Source organism: Streptomyces sp. NPDC048182, assembly GCF_043202555.1.
GTDB lineage: Bacteria > Actinomycetota > Actinomycetes > Streptomycetales > Streptomycetaceae > Streptomyces.
Genome location: NZ_JBIDAQ010000034.1, coordinates 1509 through 2851 on the forward strand (window position 1 = coordinate 1509; position 1343 = coordinate 2851).

1 rRNA gene (only partly in view) is annotated in these 1343 nt (G+C 57.6%); it reads left to right on the forward strand.

From position 1 onward, the window contains the following. Positions 1-62 precede the first annotated feature (62 nt). Positions 63-1343, forward strand: a 23S ribosomal RNA gene (locus tag ACGFZL_RS32050); it runs 1269 nt beyond the window's last position.

Genomic DNA, 1343 nt, shown 5'->3' on the forward strand with positions numbered 1-1343 from the left:
AATCCGGGGTGATGGGTGGTTGGTCGTTGTTTGAGAACTGCACAGTGGACGCGAGCATCTGTGGCCAAGTTTTTAAGGGCGCACGGTGGATGCCTTGGCACCAGGAACCGATGAAGGACGTGGGAGGCCACGATAGGCCCCGGGGAGTCGTCAACCAGGCTTTGATCCGGGGGTGTCCGAATGGGGAAACCCGGCAGTCGTCATGGGCTGTCACCCGCTGCTGAACACATAGGCAGTGTGGAGGGAACGCGGGGAAGTGAAACATCTCAGTACCCGCAGGAAGAGAAAACAACCGTGATTCCGGGAGTAGTGGCGAGCGAAACCGGATGAGGCCAAACCGTATACGTGTGAGACCCGGCAGGGGTTGCGTGTGCGGGGTTGTGGGATCTCTCTTCTGTCGTCTGCCGGCGACAGGACGAGTCAGAAACCGTTGATGTAGGCGAAGGACATGCGAAAGGTCCGGCGTAGAGGGTAAGACCCCCGTAGTCGAAACGTCAGCGGCTCGTTGGAGAGACACCCAAGTAGCACGGGGCCCGAGAAATCCCGTGTGAATCTGGCGGGACCACCCGCTAAGCCTAAATATTCCCTGGTGACCGATAGCGGATAGTACCGTGAGGGAATGGTGAAAAGTACCGCGGGAGCGGAGTGAAATAGTACCTGAAACCGTGTGCCTACAAGCCGTGGGAGCGTCGGAGCAAGGCTTGCCTTGTTCTCGTGACTGCGTGCCTTTTGAAGAATGAGCCTGCGAGTTTGCGGTGTGTTGCGAGGTTAACCCGGGTGGGGAAGCCGTAGCGAAAGCGAGTCCGAACAGGGCGACTCAGTAGCACGCTCAAGACCCGAAGCGGAGTGATCTAGCCATGGGCAGGTTGAAGCGGAGGTAAGACTTCGTGGAGGACCGAACCCACCAGGGTTGAAAACCTGGGGGATGACCTGTGGTTAGGGGTGAAAGGCCAATCAAACTCCGTGATAGCTGGTTCTCCCCGAAATGCATTTAGGTGCAGCGTCGTGTGTTTCTTGCCGGAGGTAGAGCACTGGATAGGCGATGGGCCCTACCGGGTTACTGACCTTAGCCAAACTCCGAATGCCGGTAAGTGAGAGCGCGGCAGTGAGACTGTGGGGGATAAGCTCCATGGTCGAGAGGGAAACAGCCCAGAGCATCGACTAAGGCCCCTAAGCGTACGCTAAGTGGGAAAGGATGTGGAGTCGCACAGACAACCAGGAGGTTGGCTTAGAAGCAGCCACCCTTGAAAGAGTGCGTAATAGCTCACTGGTCTAGTGATTCCGCGCCGACAATGTAGCGGGGCTCAAGCGTACCGCCGAAGTCGTGTCATTGCAGCATAACG